Annotated in this window: 15 protein-coding genes; 4 read left to right on the forward strand and 11 right to left on the reverse strand. The window is 34.0% G+C overall.

Annotation, left to right across the window (positions count from 1 at the left end; all coding sequences use genetic code 11):
* The first annotated feature begins 48 nt into the window (after window positions 1-48).
* From ABXQ82_RS02425 to ABXQ82_RS02440, 4 genes are all read left to right on the forward strand, one after another.
* On the forward strand, window positions 49-903 hold the full coding sequence (locus ABXQ82_RS02425; RefSeq protein ID WP_367054346.1) for a DUF2911 domain-containing protein: 855 nt from the start codon (window positions 49-51) through the stop codon (window positions 901-903).
* Between the two features lie 241 nt (window positions 904-1,144).
* A complete protein-coding gene (locus tag ABXQ82_RS02430; protein WP_367054350.1) occupies window positions 1,145-3,106 on the forward strand; it encodes a helix-turn-helix domain-containing protein in 1,962 nt (653 codons plus the stop codon).
* A gap of 202 nt (window positions 3,107-3,308) precedes the next feature.
* On the forward strand, window positions 3,309-5,273 hold the full coding sequence (locus ABXQ82_RS02435) for a helix-turn-helix domain-containing protein (protein ID WP_367054353.1): 1,965 nt from the start codon (window positions 3,309-3,311) through the stop codon (window positions 5,271-5,273).
* Window positions 5,274-5,846: 573 nt separating this feature from the next.
* Window positions 5,847-6,386 (forward strand): hypothetical protein, encoded by a 540-nt coding sequence (locus ABXQ82_RS02440; RefSeq protein WP_367054356.1) that lies wholly within the window; start codon window positions 5,847-5,849, stop codon window positions 6,384-6,386.
* A 173-nt stretch (window positions 6,387-6,559) separates the two neighbouring features.
* Here ABXQ82_RS02440 and ABXQ82_RS02445 read toward each other — a convergent pair whose 3' ends face one another.
* The 11 genes from ABXQ82_RS02445 to ABXQ82_RS02495 form a co-directional block, all read right to left on the reverse strand.
* Window positions 6,560-7,549 carry a Gfo/Idh/MocA family oxidoreductase gene (locus ABXQ82_RS02445; protein WP_367054359.1) on the reverse strand — a complete coding sequence of 330 codons (990 nt, stop codon included), beginning with the start codon at window positions 7,547-7,549 and terminating at the stop codon, window positions 6,560-6,562.
* Window positions 7,527-9,236 carry a sodium:solute symporter gene (locus ABXQ82_RS02450; protein WP_367054362.1) on the reverse strand — a complete coding sequence of 570 codons (1,710 nt, stop codon included), beginning with the start codon at window positions 9,234-9,236 and terminating at the stop codon, window positions 7,527-7,529. Before ABXQ82_RS02450 ends, ABXQ82_RS02445 begins: the two co-directional genes overlap by 23 nt.
* A gap of 115 nt (window positions 9,237-9,351) precedes the next feature.
* Window positions 9,352-11,877 (reverse strand): PIG-L family deacetylase, encoded by a 2,526-nt coding sequence (locus tag ABXQ82_RS02455; protein WP_367054365.1) that lies wholly within the window; start codon window positions 11,875-11,877, stop codon window positions 9,352-9,354.
* A gap of 170 nt (window positions 11,878-12,047) precedes the next feature.
* Window positions 12,048-12,530 (reverse strand): hypothetical protein, encoded by a 483-nt coding sequence (locus ABXQ82_RS02460; protein ID WP_367054368.1) that lies wholly within the window; start codon window positions 12,528-12,530, stop codon window positions 12,048-12,050.
* A gap of 223 nt (window positions 12,531-12,753) precedes the next feature.
* Complete coding sequence (locus ABXQ82_RS02465) at window positions 12,754-13,533, reverse strand: DUF6090 family protein (RefSeq protein ID WP_367054371.1); 780 nt, start codon at window positions 13,531-13,533, stop codon at window positions 12,754-12,756.
* A 540-nt stretch (window positions 13,534-14,073) separates the two neighbouring features.
* The gene (tnpA, locus tag ABXQ82_RS02470; protein WP_367054374.1) at window positions 14,074-14,514 is read right to left on the reverse strand and encodes an IS200/IS605 family transposase; all 441 of its coding nucleotides are present in this window, start codon (window positions 14,512-14,514) and stop codon (window positions 14,074-14,076) included.
* Window positions 14,515-14,637: 123 nt separating this feature from the next.
* Window positions 14,638-15,705, reverse strand: a complete 1,068-nt coding sequence (corA, locus tag ABXQ82_RS02475; RefSeq protein ID WP_367054377.1) for a magnesium/cobalt transporter CorA — start codon at window positions 15,703-15,705, stop codon at window positions 14,638-14,640.
* 33 nt (window positions 15,706-15,738) lie between these two features.
* A complete protein-coding gene (locus tag ABXQ82_RS02480) occupies window positions 15,739-16,287 on the reverse strand; it encodes a mechanosensitive ion channel domain-containing protein (RefSeq protein WP_367054380.1) in 549 nt (182 codons plus the stop codon).
* 49 nt (window positions 16,288-16,336) lie between these two features.
* Complete coding sequence (locus ABXQ82_RS02485) at window positions 16,337-17,260, reverse strand: septum formation inhibitor Maf (RefSeq protein ID WP_367054383.1); 924 nt, start codon at window positions 17,258-17,260, stop codon at window positions 16,337-16,339.
* A gap of 29 nt (window positions 17,261-17,289) precedes the next feature.
* Window positions 17,290-17,883 (reverse strand): Maf-like protein, encoded by a 594-nt coding sequence (locus ABXQ82_RS02490; RefSeq protein WP_367054386.1) that lies wholly within the window; start codon window positions 17,881-17,883, stop codon window positions 17,290-17,292.
* A gap of 178 nt (window positions 17,884-18,061) precedes the next feature.
* On the reverse strand, window positions 18,062-18,970 hold the full coding sequence (locus ABXQ82_RS02495; protein ID WP_367054389.1) for a geranylgeranylglycerol-phosphate geranylgeranyltransferase: 909 nt from the start codon (window positions 18,968-18,970) through the stop codon (window positions 18,062-18,064).
* Between the last annotated feature and the right edge of the window lie 56 nt (window positions 18,971-19,026).

A 19,026-nucleotide genomic window follows, 5' to 3' on the forward strand; every position in this document is an offset into this window, starting at 1 on the left:
TTGTTTAATTTTATGACGTTTTAAACTTAATTATTAATAACTACTGACATGAAAAAATTACTTTTATTATTTATGGCTTTTGCCACGATTAATGCGGTTAATGCGCAAGTGAAAACACCAGCCCCTAGTCCATTTTCTAAAATAGAGCAAAAGGTTGGATTAACAGATATTACTATAGAATATTCTAGACCTGGAGTAAAAGGGAGAACCATTTTTGGAGATTTGGTGCCTTACGGTAAACTATGGCGAACTGGTGCAAATGCTAGAACAAAAATTACTTTTAGTACTGATGTAACGATAGATGGACAAACTTTAAAAGCAGGTTCTTATTCTATTTTCACTATTCCTAATGCAGAATCTTGGGAGCTTATTTTTTACAATGATGGGAAAGAATCTGGCACTCCTGATGAATTAGATCCAGAGCATGTTGCAGCTAAAACCTCTGCAAAGTCTTATCCTGTAGATTTTAATGTAGAAACATTTACTATAGATTTAAATAACATAACCAATACTGGTGCAAGACTTGAATTTATTTGGGAAAAAACTTGGGTTGGTTTTGATATTACAGTGCCTACAGATGCCGCAGTAATGGCAAGTATTAAGGATGTAATGAGTGGTTCTTCTGTTTCGGCACAAGATTATTTTTCTGCCGCCGTTTACTATTTAGAGGCGGGACACGACATAAACCAAGCAGTAGAATGGATTGATAAAGCCGTAGATATGACAAAAGATAAACCAAAATTCTGGTTTATTCACCAGCAGGCTTTAATTCATGCCAAAGCTGGAGATAAAAAAGGTGCTATTGCTGCTGCCAAGTCTTCTTTGGCATTGGCAAAAGAAGCTAAATATGATGCTTTTATTAAAAAAAATGAAGACATATTAAAGGAATGGGGAGCACTATAAATTGGACTTCTTAGAGTTTATAGTATTAGAATTTTATACAAATGAAAAACGCAACCTCTCGATGGCTATCGGGATTGGTTGCGTTTTTTTGTCTAGCACTACTTTTAAAAACAATTCATAAAATTGACTATTATAATATTGGAGTAATTTTCAACTTGTTCTAAATATTTCGTGTTTAAATTCTGTATATTAGTGGTGTAGAATAATTGTCTTTTTTTACAATTTTAAACTATCAAACTAAATGTCAAACCAACAATCTTTAGATGACGCGTTTATAAAAAAAGCGACGGATTTAATTGAGGCCAATCTTGAAAACGAGCAATTTGGCGTTAATGAATTGTCTGAGGCATTGGGTGTGAGCAGATCACAATTACACCGAAAATTGAATGCTCATACAGGTAAATCTACCAGTCAATTTATTCGGGAATACAGATTGGAAAAAGCAATGGAACTATTGCAAAACAATGTCGCTACGGCTTCCGAGATTGCGTACCGTGTGGGGTTTAGCAGTCCTACATACTTTAACACACGGTTTAGCGAATATTATGGCTACCCTCCAGGGGAAGTGAAATATAGAAACCCAAATGCTTCAGATGATAGTGCTGGAAAATCATCTGAAATAAAAGAACCTCCTCATACAAGAAAAGATGCTAAAGCTGAAAACCGCAAATCGTTCAATCGCAAAAATACCATAATCGCTGTTTTTGGAGGTCTATTAATTATAGCACTTCTTTATTTCATATTTAACAAACCCGAAGAAAAGGATATAATAATTTCAGAAGTTGTAGAGATACCTGAGAAAACGCTTGCGGTACTCCCATTTAAAAACTTGAGCGATGATGCTGGTAACGAGTATTTTGTGGACGGAATGCGTGACGATATTATAAACCATCTATCGAAAATAAATGGCATTTTGATTAAATCTAGGCAAACTTCTGATGGTTATGGCAGTAGTGATCTGTCAGGTTTGGAAATAGGAAAAGCCTTGGAGGTGGATTATTTAATTAATGGAAGTGTTCAAAAACACGGTGATAGAATTAAGATTATTGTGCACCTTATCAACACAAAAAATGATACACATTTATGGTCAAAGGATTTTAACCGTGAGTTTAAGGATATTTTCAATTTGGAAAAAGAGATTTCAACAGATATCGCTACAGAATTGAACTTAGTGTTGTCACCGGACGAACTTCAGGAAATTGCAAAAATACCCACAAATAGTATTGAGGCCTATAATTTGTACTTAAAAGGCAATTATTTTTTATTTGAATTTGAAAATGACCGCTATAAGCTTTCTGAAAAATACTATAAAGAAAGTATGGCCCTCGATCCCGAATTTGCATTGCCCTATGCAGGTCTGGCAATGTATCATTTATATAAGGATTGGCCTACGCCAACAGAAGAGGGCTATAAAAAAGCTAAAGAATATGTTTTAAAAGCTTTGGAACTTGACAATAGTTTGCCAGAACCCTATCTGGTTTTGGCAAGAATCCACATAGAATATGATATGGATTGGGATGCGGGGGGAAAGGCCTTTAAAAAAGCAATTAGTATTGATCCTAAAAGCCCTGATGGACTGCTGGGTGTGGCGAGATACTTAACTTATATTAAAGGTGATTTTTCGGAAGCCAGAAAGTTGGTGGATAAAGTGAAACTAATAGCACCATTGTCGTATTATGTTTATACAACTAGTGCAGAATTTTATTTAGCAGAGGAAAATTATAATATGGCTTTAAGGGATGCCCTTAAAGCTAAAGAAATAGACTATAAAAATGCGTGGGCACCTTGGATTATTTTTTTGGCACATATTGAAACTGGCAAGGAAAACATGGCGGTTGAGGAATTGGCAGAAAATTGGAGGCTCGATGCCGATAATAACAACGTAGAACCTATGTTAAAGGCTTTTGAAAAAGAGGGGATTCCAGGTGTTTTTAGATGGATAATCAATTTGGATATAAATTTTAAGGATAAGGAAGGCACGCTCCATAATGCCTATTGGATAGCCCAAAAGTTTGCATTTCTAGGTGAACATGAAAAGGCTATTGAATGGCTCAATATTGCTTATAAAAGAAGAAGCTCAGAATTTTATAGAGTGAAGTACGATCAATTCTTTATGGATTTACGAACCCATCCCGATTTTCTTGAGCTTCTTAAAAAAATGAATTTAGGTGATTATACCCATAGTTCAACATTCAAAAAGTAAAAAATCTTAGTATAAGATAATTTGAACATTTCAAATTATGTGCAATTCGCTTTTTTGGTTTAACTTTTAGAAGTTGTCCTATTTAAATGATTAAAGACAAAGTTTGATTGCGTTTTTAGATTTCTCTAAGTTTGATGCTGAATTCTGTATATTAGTGAAATAGTATAACGGCAATAATTTATAACTCTAACTTACTACTAAAATGTCCAACCCACGTTCTATAGATGATGCATTTTTAAAAAAAACAGAAGATGCTATAGAGGCCAATCTTGAAAATGAACAATTTGGCGTTAATGAATTGTCTGAAGCATTGGGTGTGAGTAGATCACAGCTACACAGGAAACTAAATGCGCTTACAGGAAAATCAACCAGTCAATTTATTCGGGAATACAGATTGGAAAAAGCAATGGAGCTATTGCAAAACAATGTTGCTACGGCCTCCGAGATTGCGTACCGTGTGGGGTTTAGCAGTCCTACATACTTTAACACACGGTTTAGCGAATATTATGGCTATCCCCCAGGCGAAGTAAAATACAGAAATTCAAATTCTTCCGATGGTGGTTCTGAGAAATCATCTGAAGTAAAAGAATCTGGGTATTCAATAAAAAATTCAAAAGCTGAAAACCGCAAATCGTTCAATCGCAAAAACACCATAGTCGCTGTTTTTGGAGGTCTATTTATTATAGCGCTTCTTTATTTCATATTTAATAATTCTAAAGAAAAAGACCCTGTAAGTTCTAAAGTTGTGGCAACCCTTAATAAGTCTCTTGCCGTATTGCCTTTTAAGAATTTGAGCGATGATAATACCAACCAATATTTTGCAGATGGCATGCGGGAAGATATCATCAATCAGCTATCGAAAATAAAAAGTATTTCTGTGAAATCAAGGCAATCTTCCGATAGATATGAAAGTGGGGAGTTATCTGGATTGGAAATTGGCAATGCTCTTGGTGTAGATTATTTGGTTAACGGAAGTGTTCAAAAACATGAGGATAGAATAAAAATCATTGTCCATCTTATCAATACGAAAACCGATACCCATTTATGGTCTAAGGATTTTGATCGTGAGTTTGAAGATATTTTCAATTTGGAAAAGGAGATTTCAATAGATATTGCAAAAGAATTGAATCTTGTGTTGTCCCCAAATGAGCTTGAACAAATTGGAAAAATACCCACTAAAAACCTAGAAGCCTATAATCTGTACTTAAAAGGAAAGCATTTTTTGTACAATTCTGAAAAAAGAAGTTTTGATAGCGCCGAAAAATATTTTAATGAAAGTATTGTGCATGACCCAGAGTTCGCGTTGCCATATTCTGGACTTGCAGAGGCTTATATGTATAGGAGTTGGCCCAGGACTTCTGAGGAAGATTATTTAAAGGCTAAGAAATATGCTCTAAAAGGGATAGCATTAGATAGTGATTTATCAGAAACACATCGGGTGTTGGGCATGATTAAAATGGAGTATGAAAGAAACTGGGATGAAGCTGAAAAGGAATTTAAAATAGCTTTGGAAAAAGACCCGAAAAGTGTTTTTGCCCATTTGCATTACGGACGCTATTTAGTGTATGTTAAGGGCGATATTGATAAAGGAATGTACTTTTTTAAAAAAGCGATACAACTCGATCCTGTATTTATTTACCCCCATATTATGATTGCCGAATGTTATATAATGATGGGCGACTATGAGCTGGCTTTAAAAGAGGTAAATAAGGCCAAAGAAATTGACAATAAGGATTTATGGACGTCTTGGATCATCTTTTTGTCCTACGTGGAACAGGGAAAGGACGATTTGGCCATTGAAGAGTTAAGGAGAAGTTGGAGTTTATATCCTGTGATTAAAGTAAATATTGAGCCCATGCTAGAAGCCTATGAATCTTCGGGTATAAAGGGTGTTTTTAAATGGTTTAACGATATGGATATAAATCAAGTTGGAGAAGACAATGTGTATCATAGTGCCTATTGGATAGCCGAGAAATTTGCTTTTCTTGGAGAGCACGATAAAGCGATGGAATGGCTGGAAATAGCATATAGTCGAAATAACTCTGAATTATATAAGTTAAAGTACGACCATTTTTTTGAAGACATGCATACACATCCCGAATTTTTAGAACTTCTCAAAAAAATGAATTTTAGTGATTATAGCCACCCTGCAACATTTAAAGATTAGCCAGTACTAAATTGTGCCCGGACAGAAACATAGCAAAATTAAATTTGCTTCTTTTTGCGTTCTTTCAGTTTGTTTTTAATCGCTTGATGCTAAGGCATCAACTCATAAGAACATAAACAACAATGACATCAAAAATAATTCAAATTCATTGGCGTCCGATAAAAAATTTTAGAAACCTTTCAACCTCATATTAAATAAGCGATTTTTTAGATGTCGCCCCGATGGGGCTTGATTTTTTAGTTCTTTTCCTTTTGCTCCAAAGATTCCATCCCTATGGGATTTTTTTAGCTCCAGAGGAGTGCAATCTTTATAGGCCGAAGCAAAAAATATTAGAAAGCTCCAGAGGAGCGAAATTTAATCGGACAATTGTGATTCAAATTATAAAAATCGTCTGTTTCTGTCCAGCCACTAAATAAAACCCCTAAATTCAACATAATTTAAACACTTCAAATTATGTTCCATAGCCTTTAAATAAAACTTTAAATTTCTTGCAACATAGCTGTTAAGTGCCGTGTGCTCTATTGTTTCATATTTGTTTAAACATTATTTATTAATCTTTAAACTTATATAATCATGAAAACATTACTAGTAGTATTCGCAGTTTCTGTAAGCATCAACTTTGGATTTTCACAGAACGTAAACACCGAACTTATGGCATTTAATACAGATGAATTGTCTGTTACTAAAGCAAAACCATCGCCAACAATATTGAATAGCGATTATCTGGATAAAGTATTGGATAATTCCATGGCAATACACGTGAGCACTTTAGAAAAGCAAGTGTCACAATTTGATATTACATCAGTTTCTCAATATAAAGGCGACCCCAAACCTTTTCAAACCATTTTTAAAACGAACAAAGGGGCTGTAAAAGTGAGTTATGACACTACAGGAAAAATTATAAGCACTATTGAAAAGTATAAAAATGTGAAATTGCCAAACGCCGTAAGGGATAAAGTTTTTAAAACATATTCTGAATGGACTTTGTTGAATGTAGATTATCAGGTGTATTACAATACTAATAAAAAAGTAAAGAAAATATATCTGGTTAAAATTGGAAAGGGGAAACAAAAAAAGAAAATTAAGGTGAACTCTGATGGGGATATATTATAGTCAATCAAATACGAATAAAAGTAAAAACGTAGCCTGAATGATGGGCTGCGTTTTTTGTTTTTGGGCGTTACCACAAGGGTCACGCTTTCCGCTATATCTTTTTTGCTTTTAATGGCAAAAAAGGATGCCGCTTCAATCGTTAACGCACCTACTTGCCGGGGTTGTTTTATGGATTAATAGTTTAGGTTAATCAGCTGTCTAACATCATCCAAAGTTTTGATAATTTGTCGGCTAAACTCAAAAGTCATCACATCACTTTCGGTTTTGCCTTCTCTTAGCAACTCATTAAAATGCATCACTTCATAATTGTAACCAATGGTTTTACAATCGAAGTCTATGGTTTCTTTTTTACCATCCTTAGGTATTAAAGACACAGTTGAAGGACAATGAAACTGACGCTCTATTTTTATAGTGCCTTTTTCACAATGGAATATAGCTTCTACGGGAGTATCTTCCAAGAGCGTACTTTTTAAAAACGCTTTGGTATCATTTTCATATTCAAACACCATACTGCATGATGAATCTGCACCGTTTTCAAAATAAGTGGCTTTAGCTTCCATGTTTTTAGGAATTCCAAGAGTTGAAAGTGCTGCAAAAATAGGATAAATTCCAATGTCCAATAAACTACCACCACCAAGTTCCTTATTAAACAATCTTGACGAATTATCAAACGCTCTATAAAATCCAAAATCTGCTTCAAGCTTCATAATATTTCCGAATTTTTTATCTTCCAAAGCTTTTAAAACATATTGATAATGTGGTAAAAATAACGTCCAAAGTGCTTCCATTAAAAGTACATTTTTTTCTTTGGCTTTTGCAATCATATCATGCACTTCATCGCTATTCATGGCGAATGGTTTTTCGCATAAAACAGCAATGCCGTTTTCTATACACAATAACGTATTCTCTTTGTGTAAAGCGTGTGGTGTAGCAATGTAAACCGCATCAATATTTTTGTCTTTTGCTAACGCTTCATAACTATCGTAAGCTTTTGTGGCGTTATATTTTGAAGCAAAGGCATCTGCTTTTTCCTGACCTCGTGAAGCTACTGCATAAAGATTTGCACCTTCAACAGTTAATAAGTCGGTTGCGAAATTATTAGCAATATATCCAAGACCAATAATGCCCCAGTTGATGGTTTTAAGTGTTGATTGTTTTGTCATGTGAGAATGTTTGAAGTAGGCATGCTATAAAAATTACAATAGCACAGCCTATAAAATTTAGCCATAAAAATGGCAGATTAATAATTTCATATTCATCTAAAAGGTATAAAGCAATAACCAAAACTTGGGTTATCAAGGCACTAACAAAAACCGCATTGCCTTTTACAAATTTGAAGAAAAATGCCAATAGGAAGATACCTAAAACATTACCGTAAAATATAGAGCCTATTATGTTTACCAACTGAATTAAGTTTTCGGCGAGATTAGCAACACAGGCAACACCTATGGCTATAATGCCCCAAAGTAATGTAAACCATTTTGAGGCTTTTACCATTTTGGCTTCGGTCTTTTCGCTGGTGTTTCGTTTGTATAAATCTATGGTGGTTGTAGAACCTAAAGCGTTTAATTCGCTAGCAGTACTAGACATGGCCGCACTTAAGATAACTGCCAATAATAAACCAATTAAACCGCGTGGAAGATTGTTCAGAATAAAATGAATAAATACATAATCCATATCGTTACTTTCCACTTTTATATCTTGATTTTCGGAAGCTTTATCTATTAAATCTCTAGCTTCTTTTCGCAACTCATCATTGGCCAAATTTGCAGCAGCAACGTATTTGGCAATATTTTTATCTTCGGAAGTAGAGAAGGAGCTAATGATTTTCTGCTTGTCTCTAAAAATCTGTTGTTGTTCTTCTTGGAGAATTTTATAATCTTCTGCATATTCAGAATTTAAAACCAACTCGGTAGCTGTAGGATTAAAATTCACAGGTGCTTCATTAAACTGATAAAACACAAAAACCATAACGCCAACCAATAGAATAAAGAACTGCATTGGTACTTTTAAAAGACCGTTGAAGATCAAGCCTAGTTGCATTTCCTTTACTGATTTTCCTGAAAGATAGCGTTGCACCTGACTTTGATCTGTTCCAAAATAAGACAACATTAAAAATGTACCACCAATAATACCGCTCCAAAACGTGTATCTGTTATTTAAATCGAATGAAAAATCCAATACCTCCATTTTGCTACTTGCACCAGCAATATCAAGTGCTTTGGAAAATGTAATGTCCTGAGGCAGTTTATCCACAATTAAAAAGAAAGCCACCAACATACCAATAAATATCACCACCATTTGATGTTTCTGTGTCACATTCACAGCGCGTGTACCTCCAGAAACCGTGTAGATAATGACTAAAAGCCCTATGGCAATATTTAACGTTAATAAATCCCACCCCAACACTACCGATAAAATAATAGCAGGCGCAAATATGGTAATGCCTGCTGCTAAACCACGCTGTATTAAAAATAAAATAGCAGTAAGTGTTCTGGTTTTTAAGTCGAATCTATTTTCAAGAAACTCATAAGCTGTATATACTTTAAGACGATGGTATAACGGAATAAAAACCATACAGATCACCACCATCGCAATTGGCAAGCCGAAATAGAATTGCACAAACCCCATCCCATCATTAAAAGCTTGGCCAGGTGTGGACAAGAACGTAATGGCACTAGCTTGGGTTGCCATAACCGAAAGCCCAATTGTCCACCATTTTGAAGTATTCCCGCCTCTTAAATAATCCTTTACATTTTTACTGCCTCTGGTTTGCCAAGTCCCGTAACTAACAATTGCTACGAGCGTTACACACAGTACCGACCAATCAATCCAACTTAAAGTTTGCATGATTAAAAGGATTTTGTGATAATGTAAAACAGCACAAAATAAAGTGCATTAGCTACTAAAACGATTGTATATAAATTGAGCCATTTTTGTTTTGGTGGATGTTCTTCTTTCATAATTAATCGGTTAGTTTAAGTGCTTCTTTTACATCATCTTTTCCTAGTGAGAGTATGTTTGCAAATAAGCGATAGGCGCCCGAAACGCCCGCAGGAAATTCTCTAAAAAAACTCAAACCTGTGTATATGTAATAGCCTTTTCCGTGTTGGGCAATGAGCAAACTGCCTTCTTTAGGAACTTCGTCTTTGTCATTCATAGATAGGATAGGAGTGAACTCCCTGCCCCAATTGTTGGCGAAATATAAACCCCGTTCTTGAGTCCAGCCTTCAAAATCGTTTTGGGTTATTTTATTTGGAAAATTTAGAACTTCATGATCTGGATTTAAAAAACGGACTTCAGCATTTTCATCAGTCACACGATCATGTGATAATTCTAAATCAAATGGTGCTAAATCCTTCGTTTTTAAACCGTAAGATGTACTGTATTGTACGATGACGTTGCCTCCATTAGAAACAAAATCAAACAATTGTTGTTGCTTAAATTCTATATCGTCGAGAATATTAAAAGCTCTAATCCCAACAACAATCGCATCAAAGTTACTTAAAGTATCTGACGTAATTTCATCGAGTGTAATCACACGAACGTTATACCCAATTTGTTCTAAACTTTCTGGAACTACATCACCAGCACCTTGAATATAACCAATGTTTTCGCCACGTTTTTCAATGTCTAAACGCACCACTTTACTTTCACTTGGCAATAGCACAGTTTGAAACGGAATATGTTCATAATCTATCTCAATCAATTCTTTGGTGTAATCTTTATCGCCTATATGCACAATTGGACTCATAAAACCTTCGCTTTGGTTTTTAGGCGGAATAACTGTAAAAACTAGAGTTTGTTCTTCGCCTTTATGTGCAATGGCTATTTTTTGCTTCTTTGGAAAAATATTCCAGTCGTTTGGGTGGCAAACTTCTACATCGCCTTCCAAATTATCTCTTCCTGCTTTTACAACAACAGTAATATCGCGCTGTTGGTCATTATTTAAAATGATGACTTTTTCCGTAATTTTAGCCGATGCTTCGGGTATAATTTCAAACGGACGGTACAGTTCGCCTTTATCTGGTTTAGAAAACCTTTGAATTATTGGTTTTGTAAAAGTAAGAGGTACATTGTCTATCAAAACATTAAAGCCGATGGTGTAAACCCTAGGTGTTTCGGGCAACCCAATCAACGCCATATCATCAACTTTATACATGCCCAAAGTTCCTTTTTCGTTCAACCAATATGGTGTGGTTGGTTTTGCATCGTTTTTAATTTTTAAAGTCTCTTTGAAATCATATTTTGTATTACCCTTTAATTCAATATTTTTAGAAATAGTTATGTCATTTGAATTTTGAATACTTGTTAAAATTATAGGAAGGTCACTTCTATTTAAAACCTCAATATTTAAGTTAATGGTTTCGCCACCTGTTGCCCAATTTGTTTCAGCAGAAGCTTCTAAATACAAACCGGCACACATTTCAATGATGCTTTTTAATTCTTTGGTTTTTTGAGTTTTCCAATGTGCATCACTAATTTTCTGTATTAATTGATATGCTTTTAATAACTGCGGAATATGCACAGATGGATTTTTAAAATTGAAGTTTTCTTCAATAGCATATAAAATGTCGCCAATGGCTTTTCCTCCTTTTACACGATTCCAAGACGTATCGATACCTGAAAAAATATGGTCATTGTCCGTGAGAGGATCTCCTTTTAAAAATTCGATATATTCGTTTTGAGTTCCGCGTTGTGCTAGTCGCCCAAAACCTTGACATAAATGTTGGCTACTGGCTAAAGATGCCAATTCGTTATTAGACATGCCTTTAAGCGGGTAGTAGGTGCCGATATCAAAACTCAACATGTTGCTTTTATCAATTTTATCAAATTCTTCATGACTACCATATCGCCACCAACTTGTATTATAAAACAAGCGCTTTGGTTGCCACAGGCTAGTTTGATTTAGTTGATTTGGATATGCAGAGCTGTCGTTAGCAAGATCAAAAGCCTCCATGCTCAACATAGCTGAACTTGTATGGTGTCCGTGTGTTTTCCCTGCTCTTCTGTGATCGAATCTGTTAATAATAACATCGGGTTTAAATTGTCTTATAGCTAAAACTACATCGCTCAATACTTCATCTTTGTTCCAAATTTCCAACGTTTCGTCTGGATGTTTGGAATATCCAAAATCGTTTGCTCTTGTAAATAATTGTTCGCCACCATCAATACGTCTTGCTGCTAAAAGTTCTTGGGTTCTTATAACTCCTAAAAGTTCTCTTATTTCTGGACCAATTAAGTTTTGTCCACCATCGCCACGCGTTAACGATAAATAGGCAGTTCTTGCCTTTACGTGGTTAGACATGTATGAGATTAAGCGTGTGTTTTCGTCATCTGGATGTGCTGCGACGTATAATACAGAGCCTAGAAAATTCAATTTCTGAAGAGATTGGTAAATTTCTGAAGATGAAGGTGTTTTGGGTTTTTGGGCTTGGGCAATTAATACTGCTAAAAGCCCTATAAATAAGTAAAGTAAACGTTTTTGCATGGTTTTGGTTTAGCGAAAAAACCAAATATAAAAAAGAAACCAACTTAATTGCCGGTTTTAATTTTTATTTAACGGTTGTTGCTTATAATAACTTTAGCGGCAATATTATGCGTTTATGATATAACACCACCATTAATCCCTTATCAAGTAGAGAATTGTTACCCTTAAAATTAAATCTGTTTAAGACTCATTTTTTCAGTCTTGGGTTTTGCCTTTTCTGGTTCTGGAGGAATTATCATTCTTGGTTTTTGGTTAAAGAATAGTTGTTGAATGGAGTCCATGCGCTTCATCATTTGTTCAATTTGATCATTTTGATTCATAAATCCATCGTGGAAGAAGTTTTTAGAGTTAAAGCTTCCTGTTATAGAATCTCTTCCAAAAAAATTATCAAAAAATGAATCGTCAAAAAAGGAATGGCTCTTAAAATGCTTTTGGAATTGCATTTTTATGCTGTCGCTTAGCTTACCTTCAGAGGAATAGCTATAGGAATAGATAGAATCATAGCGTTTTAGATTTCCAAACTCGTCGTATTCTTTGTTTACCGTAATATTTTCATCGGGTTTGATAGCGTTTTCTTCTGTTTTTTGTTTGTCTTGTCCTGAACAATTTAAAAATAAAAGACAAAACAAAGGCATTAATTTTAGTGCTTTCATATTGATATATTTTTGAATTATACAATGTTTTACAATTTTTATTTTTCAAAAAATGTACCAAATGAGGTTGTGGGAATGTTGTGGTTTTGGAAATGTCAAATTGACAGAAATTTATTCTTTTTAGGAAGTTAAATCTCGTTGCTTAGGCAAAAGTAGATGGTGGCTCAAAGTCGGAGACTTTGCGCAGTGGCAATTGTTGTGCTTTCGTTATTTATTTTCGGTATCAATCATTTTTATTTTTCTCTAATTCTTGATTAACCATTAACAGTAAATTTTCTGCAATCTTTTTTGCATTTAGATTATTTCGTTCCGCAAACCAATAATGTTGATTTTTTAAACTTCGTAAGAAGAATAAGTATTCATCATCTTTTTTAAGAGATTCAAAGTCATTGGGTATCATCTCTATCTCCAAGTCATTTGGTATCCCTGTTTTACGGAATAAATCGTAGTTACCATTCCAAAAAGCTTTAAAACGAGTGTTAAAGATATTTGAATTGGCATTAGTAATAATATCGTCATATCTATTTTTCGATGTTACGAAATCCGTATTGGCATATGAATAATATCTTAAAATTTCCTGTTTTAAATCTTTATTGGAAACGATATCAAACCCTATTGATTTTAAATTTTCAAAAATTTCTAGTCTTATAGAGGGATTCCATAAATGTGTAGTTCTGCCAAAGTGGTATTTTAATGAATCTTGATACTGATAGTCTTTCTCAATAAATTCAATTAGAAATTGAATTGAAGACTTTGCTTCTTCGTAGACTTGAATATGAAAATGATGAGTTGAAATATCGTTTTCAAGACTTGTTCTCAAATTTTCAAGGATAGCTTTTTCTTTTGTTTTTTGTTTATTGTTTTCATTCCAGTTATTGATTTGCAGAGCAATCAAAATTCCAATAACCACAAGGATGATTTCTCCAATCGCATATTTAAAATACTTTCTAGTTTTGTTTTCAATAAGTAAGTTTTGGCGAATTTTTCTAAAGAATTTTATCATTGGTTAATGTTTGGTCATAATGAAGCACAATATTCGACGTTAAACGAAGTTAGAAAATTTTTCTGACAAATTCAAGTTTATAGTTTCTACATTTCAAATGAAGTTCTGAAGTTGAATTATAGTTACGATTTGTTTTAGGGATTGTGGTGGAAACCCTTTTTAAAACTTGATGAACTGTTAATTAGGTTTGAAACTTGGGTTTGACAGATTGCCACGTCGCTCATTCGTAATGACGCTTTTTAAAAAGATTGTAGCGGAGAGATTTTGCGGAGCGGGGTTGATGGTGGCTCAAAGTCGGAGACTTTGCGCAGCGGGAGTTACATAAATTATAGGACTTTTTTGATGGTTGTTTTGCTAAAAGTTTTTGGCTAAAGCCAATTTGGATTTTAATACTATTGAAATGGGATAAATCCCATTTCAATTGAATTATGTGGTGATGTATTTTGAATAACCTCATGCATTTTGAATTGCCTCTTGCTTTTGAATTGCCTCTTGCTTTAGCAAGAGGATAACAAAATCTCAATAATGGCTTTAGCCAAATTATTCATCTTTAAATCTTTCAAATCCATATTTATCTATAAATTCTTGATATTCATCTTTAAATGTTTTCTTACTATGGTGCTTTTCTTGGTTTTTGATATAATTTCTAACTCTGTCTATCATAGACTCAGAAACAGAAACTGCAAAATATTCATCTTGCCATCGAAATTTTTCATCTGTCAGTTGTTCCTTGTTTATCCAAAAAGCAGATTCACCTTTTATAAGTTGCATTATTTTTTGAATGGTTTGGTCTGTACCCAATGAAACCAAACAATGGCAATGATCTGTGTAACCGTTTACAAAATCAATAAAAATCCCTTTCTTTTTAGCATTCTCTTTAATGTGGTGCCAAACTTTTTGTCTTAATTCTTTGGATTTTAAATACGGGACTCGGTTTTTGGTGCTCCATACAAAATGTATGTATATTTTGATAAATGGCATTTTTGATGAATGTTTTATTTGGCTAAAGCCAATATGGGTTTGTTTATATTCGAAAATGGGATGAATCCTAGTTCTATTGATTTTTGCGTTTGAATTGCATGTTATTTCATCAAACATTTAAAATCACAACCACTTTTTCTTCCTAAAGTAATATAGCATACCCAAAAACAGCACAATCATAACGCCCCAAAGGATGAAGTAGGAGTATTTGTAACGGAGCTCTGGGATGTACTCGAAATTCATGCCGTAGATACCAGCGATGAATGTTAGCGGGATAAAAATGGATGCCATAATGGTCAATACTTTCATGACTTCGTTCATTTTATTACTAATGGTGGTCATGTACATATCCATTAAACTCCAAATCATTTCGCGGTAAATATCTATGTTTTCTGACACTTGAATTAAATGGTCGTAAATATCTCTGTAATAAGTGATTGTTCTTTTGTGAATAAGTTTGTTTTCGTCTTTTTCTATTCTACTAATGACTTCTCGAAGTGGAAATATGGCACGACGCACCCTTAAGATTTCACGTTTTAAATTTTGAATTTTTTGGCTCACATCATCATCTATTTCTCCAGCAAATATTGTGGTCTCAAAATCTTCGATTTTGTCGCCTAAAATTTCTATAACACTAAAATAATGATCGACAATGGCATCTATAAGCGTGTACAATAAATAATCGGCAGACATGCTTCTTACCCTACCTTTTCCTTGCCTTATACGGTCTCTTACGGTATCGAAAACATCGCCTTCGGATTCTTGAAATGAGAGTACGTAGTTTTGCCCTAAAATAAAACTGACTTGCTCTGAAACGATATGTTGCTTTTCATCGTAATACAGCATTTTTAAAACCACGAACATATAATCGTCATGTTCATCAATTTTTGGGCGTTGCGCAATGTTAACTATATCTTCTAAAACTAAGGGGTGTATGCCGTAGTGCGCGCCTAGTTGTTCAATTTCTTTAACGTAATTTAATCCGTTAAAATTTATCCAAGTTGTGGAAATTGTGTCTTTAAATTCAAAAGTTTCTGTTATGGATTTAAGATCTAATTCTGTACAGTTTTCCTTGGTATAATCGAAAGCTTCAAGGTTTAATTTTTCTTTGGAACGCTCGCCCGTATAGATAATACTCCCGGGTATTTGACCTAATTTCTTTTTTGATCTGTAAATTCTCTTTCTAGGCATATATTAAAAATAGAACTTAAATATATGGTTTTTTTAAACAGCAGCGGCACCATCGTCGCTATCGCTTTCATAATCAATAGCATCTTTTTCTACCAATGTAACCGCCTTTTGAAGTATTAAATTGTTTGGGTAGGTTACCAAATCGCCATTATCTAAACGTAAATGCAATTGAAACGCCCTAATATCTTCAATAATAGCTCTTATGGGGAAGTCTTTATCATGAATTTCAATTTTATCGCCCACTTTATAGGGGAAATTAAAAAACATAATAATACCCGAGGTAATATTGCTTAAAATAGACCAAATGGCAAATAAACCAATACCTATTATTGCAAAAACGGAGGAGAATATCAATGCTAATTCGTCAAATTCTGCACCTAAAATAGAGGCTTCAATGAGAATAGCGACTAAAAACAGGGCAACGGTAACGTATCTCCGGATAAGTCTGATTCTGGCTTCGTTAATCTCATTTTTACGTGCTACCTTAGTGATGGTAAAATGTGTGATGAATCTTATTATAAGCAGGGATATCAGTACAATGGCTGAATATACTAGCTTGTCTCGGTAGTCGCCAAAAATCATATGTAAAATTATAGTTTAGCACAAAGATACATTACAAATTGAAATGACTTTAATTTAATTGAAGTGTTTCTCTTAAAATTGCATCTTTATTATGATTTTTTTGCCAGTATGGGGATTTGATGGTTTTTAGCTTGGTAGCTTTTGTGGTTAAAATTTTAGGACCACTGGTGAATGTTTCTTCCCAACCTAAAATTTCATGAGGGAAATTTGGATTGAAATTGATAGATAATTTACGATTTAAACCAGGATAGGAAATAGTGTAATTGTCTTTGTTTAAGTCGGCTTTAGCATTGTATGCTTTTATTGGCTTATGTTTCAATCTTGTAAATTCAAATGAAGGAATAATTTTTAAATCCCCTATCGGTAATGATTTTGGATTGATGCGTAATTGTGTCCATAATTCATTTTCTAAAATTGTTTTTTCAAGTTTGAAGTGCTCATCTGCTTCTCCTTCAAAATAGGAATGCGACATGATTTCGAATTTTTCTCTATTATTAAGTTGTGCATACACATGTCCGCACCATTCTTGTATTGAACTGGATACTTTTAACGCATGTTGATTATTAGTGACAGGGTAGAAGGTACTTTGCATGATAGAATACGGATAAATTCCAGTATTGAAATTTTTAGTGGCATTCAGTTTTAAAACGGGAATGTTTTTAGCATTTTGATGATCGGCTTTCACTTGGACTTCGGGTAGGAAATCTTCTGTTACGTAGATTAAAACGGCAGTTCCTTCACGCATTTCGCTGTATCGTGCTTGTTCTAATTTATAGGATGATATTTCGGCTTCTCCAGCGTACCAATAGTCTTTGAATTCTTGAGATAAAGGTTCAGCTGTTTTTTGAACAGTATTTGAAGTGTTTACTGCTAGTTTTTGTTCTGGATGTGTTTCGTTTTTACAAGCAGTAAACATAGATAGAACAGCTATAAATGAAAGGTATAAGACTGAAGTTTTTAGTATTGATTTCATAGCGAACTCTTTTTTATAAAATTACAAACTTAGCTGCGGTTTGCAATGGCATTTAACGTTTTGTAAACAAGATGAACCGGTAGTCCCATCACATTAAAATATGAGCCATCAATTTTTGTAACACCAATTTGACCAATCCAATCCTGTATGCCATATGCACCTGCTTTATCAAAAGGTTTGTAATGTTTTAGATAGTATTTGATTTCTTCATCTGATAAGACTTTAAACGTCACTTTGGTAATATCGTGTAAGGTCTTTTCATAATTGGTTGTGGTAAAGCAAACAGAGGTTATGACCTCGTGAGTAGCATCGCTTAGAGATTTTAATATAGAAAACGCATCATCTTCATTTTCAGGCTTTCCTAAAGCTTTGTTATGATGCCAAACAATGGTGTCGCTTGTAATTAAAATATCTTCTGGTAGTAATTCCTCTTTAAAAGGTAAAGCTTTTAGTTGTGCAAGATAATTGGTGATTTCAAAATGCCTTAATCGTGGTGGATATTCTTCCTTAATGGGCTTTAACCGTATTTCGAAATCTAATTCTAAATCCTTAAAAAAAGCTTGTCTTCTTGGAGAAGCAGACGCTAGAATAATATTGTGATTTTTGAGGTTTTGGTTTAGCATGTTTTTGGTTTATAGTCTCAGTATTCAATCGCAGTCTCAGTTAACAGTAAGTCACGTCTCACTTTGCGACTTGGCGTCTTTGCGCGACATTTTTACTTTTAATTTTTTCTCTGTGAATCTTGGCGAATCCTCTGTGAATCTCCGTGTAACAATTTGTCTCGTTTCCTAACAACAAAAACTATAAGATAAACAAATAATGCACTAAAGACAACATCCCAAAAAACAGCACCAACTTATAAACGGTACTAATATGATGAAAGTCTTCTTTTGCTTTCGCACCAAATAATTTAATACTGATATAAATTAAGGGCCCAATAATAAACACTAAAAAATAAATGACTGAAATTTGCTGTTTATAAAGCTCTGAAATTACATAATGAATTATAATTACAAGCGGTATAACATTCAAAATGATTAAAACGTTTTTGGCACGTTCTCGCCCAATTGCTATTGGTAGGGTGTTCATGCCAACTTTGTAATCGCCATCAATATCTTCGATGTCTTTCGCAATTTCACGAAGTAAATTAATGATGAAGGCGAATAGGGCGTAGTCTAAAAGAATTTTAAAAAAGACAAGTTGAATGTCTCTGTTTCCGGGTGTGATATTTGGGGTTAATTCAAACAATCCAACAATTAGAATACTGGCTGCTACTAACATTGAAACCACTACATTCCCAATAATAAGTATTTGTTTTAGATATGATGAATAGATATAGAGCAAGGCAGAAATAACCACAAAAATTGAAAAATAAGCACTTTTGCCAACACTACTAGATAGGTAAAACCCCAACCCGACACCAATAACATTAAAAATGATGAATAAATTATAAGCTGATTTTTCAGAAATGGTTTTACCAACGATTACTTTTTCAGGTTTATTGATACTATCCGTTTCAACATCATAAATATCATTGATAATGTTTCCTGCACCTGCGATAGCAATAGTTGCTAGAACTAATAAAGTAATACCCAATCCATCTAAAGCTGTATTAACCCCAAAAGGTTCTAATAGCGCATACTTAATCAATAATTGCACAATAGCAATCATTCCTAAATTTTTCCAGCGGATAAGACTTAAGAAGTTCAAGGTTTAAAATTCAAAATTTAAAGTTGCTACAAATTCAAAAATATTTTTCTGCATGT

The sequence above is a fragment of the Algibacter sp. 2305UL17-15 genome (assembly GCF_040720935.1).
In the GTDB taxonomy this organism is placed as follows: domain Bacteria; phylum Bacteroidota; class Bacteroidia; order Flavobacteriales; family Flavobacteriaceae; genus Jejuia.